Consider the following 2,307-nt stretch of genomic DNA (forward strand, 5'->3'; position numbering starts at 1 on the left):
AGGCAGATTCGCCTGCACTTTTATCTGGGCGCCTGGTCCCGCGACTCCGCGCGGAACTGGCTCGGCGACTGCCCCACCTCCTTGCGGAAGAAGCGGGTGAAGTAGGCGGTATCGATGAAGCCCAGGCCGTAGGCGATCTGCTCGATCGTCTGGTTGCCGAAGATCAGGTTGCGCTTGGCCTCGGTGATCAGCCGCGCGTGGATCAGCTTGTTGGGCGAGAGGCCGGTGGCGGCCACGCAGGCGGCGCGCAGCTGCGTCGGCGAGACGGCCATCTTCGAGGCGTAGTCCTGCAGCCGCAGGTTCTCGCGGTAGTGCTGGTGGATCAGCTCGCGGAAGCGGTCGGCCAGGCGGATCGCGTTGCGGGTCGCGCCTTCCTTGTCGATCTGGTCCAGCCGCGTGCCGCGTACCAGCGTCAGCAGGATCGAGGTCAGCAGCGATTCGGTGCCGATCACATGGCCCACCGCCTTCGAGCGCACCTCCTGCTCGACGCGGCGGATCAGGTTGTAGAAATCGCTGGCGCCCTCGGGCAAATAGCTCAGCGGGATCACGCGCGGCTCGGCCCAGAGCTGGATGAACTCGGACAGCTTGGCGTTGATCTGCTCGAGGTAGGTCTGCTCGATCGTCACGACCCAGCGGTCCACGTCGATCTCGTAGTCCAGGCCGTGCACGCATTCGTGAGGGAGCAGCAGCGCGCAGGGCCCGATGAAGGGCACGCTGCTGCCTTCGAGGTTCATCGTGCCGCGGCCCTGGCGCACGAAGATCACCTGGCCGTAGGCCGGATGCGCATGCGGCTCGGTGCGGCGCCGGCCGCCTTCGGTCACATGGCCGACGTTGACGAACCAGCGCTCCTCGCGCTCTTCCGGCTTCTCGACATAGAGCCGTACCTTGGGCACCGGGGCGGGGCTGACTTCGCGCATGGGAGGGATGATCGGAGAACCTCGCGCGATTGTGGCCCATGGCGCTCGTCCGTGTTCGGGCCGAGCGCCGGGCCGCTCCCAAGCCGGCCCGTCCTGGCGATGTGCTTGCGGCTCGACGCCGCAAGCATCGCCGTCCCCTCGGGGGACCGGCCAAGGTACTCCTTGGACGAGGGGCTCCATCTCTTCAGAACGAGTGGCCGATGCCGACCTGCAGGGCGTTCTGCGAATCACCGGGCAGCGGGCCGGTGCCCGGCGAGTTGGTGCTGGCCACCACCGCCAGGTTGCCCTTGTTGCTGACGTATTGCTCCGACACGTACACCGTCGTGCGCTTCGAGAACCAGTAGTTCGCGCGCAGCGCCAGCACCGTCGCCTTGTTGGCCGAGTCCTTGTATTTGATCTGCGCCAGCATGCCGGTCAGCACGACGGGATCGCCGATGCGCTGCTCGCCGGCCACCCAGTACAGATTGCTCTTCGGCGTCGTCGCGCTGCCCTGGTTGTTGCGGCCCAGCCAGCCCCAGCCGAGCTTGCTGGCGGCGCCGAACTTGATGTAGCCGTTGATGACGGCGCGGGTGTCGGTGAGGTCCGGCGTGACCAGGCCGCCGTAGGTGGTGGAGGTGCCGCCGTACATCTTGTCGTAGGAGGCCGCCACCGCCCAGCTCGCGCCTTCGTAGCGCAGCATGGCCGAGTATTCGGAGCACTGCTTGGCGATCGTCGCCTCGCCCGCGCAACCGGCCGCGGCGGGGTTGTTGGCCGCCACCGTGTCGCGGCCGAAGCTGTAGTTGACGCCACCGCTGAAGCCGGTGCCGCCGGGGTTGTAGCGGTAGGAGACGGCGTTGTCGGCGCGGGCGTTCGGGATGCCCGCGTCGATGGTGCCCGTGCCCTGCGAGCCGGCGCCGAAGAAGTCGCCGTCGAACATCGCGAAGTAGCGCATCATGTACAAGCGCCCCATCGTGAACTGGCCCCAGTCGCCCTGCAGGCCGACGAAGGCCTGGCGGCCCCACATGCGGCTGCCCTGGCCCGAGGTGCCGGTGTCGGCGTTGAGGCCGCCTTCCAGCGTGAAGATGCCCTTGAGGCCGCCGCCCAGGTCCTCGCTGCCGCGGAAGCCCAGGCGCGAGGGCACGGCGCCGAGGCCCAGGCGGTACTGGTGCGTGGACGTGCCGTTGCCGGCATTGACGCCGCTGGTGTATTCGGCCGCCTGGTCGATGACGCCGAAGATCGTCACGTTCTGGGCATGGGCGCTGTGTGCGGCGCAGGCGAGTGCCAGCGCAGCGAGCCCGAAGGCTGCTGTCGTCGATTTCATGGGGAGTCTCCTCTGTTGGGGTTTCTTTTCGTGGGTCAGCCGAGATTGGCCGTTACGTCATCGAACAGTTCGTCCACGCTCAGGCGGCGC

At 67.8% G+C, this 2,307-nt stretch carries 2 protein-coding genes; both read right to left on the bottom strand.

All coding sequences use genetic code 11. The annotated features are described in order from the left end of the window. Positions 1–20: 20 nt before the first annotated feature. On the bottom strand, positions 21–917 hold the full coding sequence (locus tag B0W88_RS31260; RefSeq protein ID WP_077038356.1) for a helix-turn-helix domain-containing protein: 897 nt from the start codon (positions 915–917) through the stop codon (positions 21–23). A 184-nt stretch (positions 918–1,101) separates the two neighbouring features. Continuing rightward, positions 1,102–2,217 carry a porin gene (locus B0W88_RS31265; protein WP_077038357.1) on the bottom strand — a complete coding sequence of 372 codons (1,116 nt, stop codon included), beginning with the start codon at positions 2,215–2,217 and terminating at the stop codon, positions 1,102–1,104. Positions 2,218–2,307 lie beyond the last annotated feature (90 nt).

Origin of the sequence: Pelomonas sp. KK5, from assembly GCF_001984095.1 — a bacterium.
Lineage (GTDB): Bacteria > Pseudomonadota > Gammaproteobacteria > Burkholderiales > Burkholderiaceae_C > KK5.

Coding starts and splice junctions, on each gene's coding strand:
- B0W88_RS31260 (WP_077038356.1), bottom strand. CDS start 917: ATGCGCGAAGTCAGCCCCGCCCCGGTGCCCAAGGTACGGCTCTATGTC.
- B0W88_RS31265 (WP_077038357.1), bottom strand. CDS start 2,217: ATGAAATCGACGACAGCAGCCTTCGGGCTCGCTGCGCTGGCACTCGCC.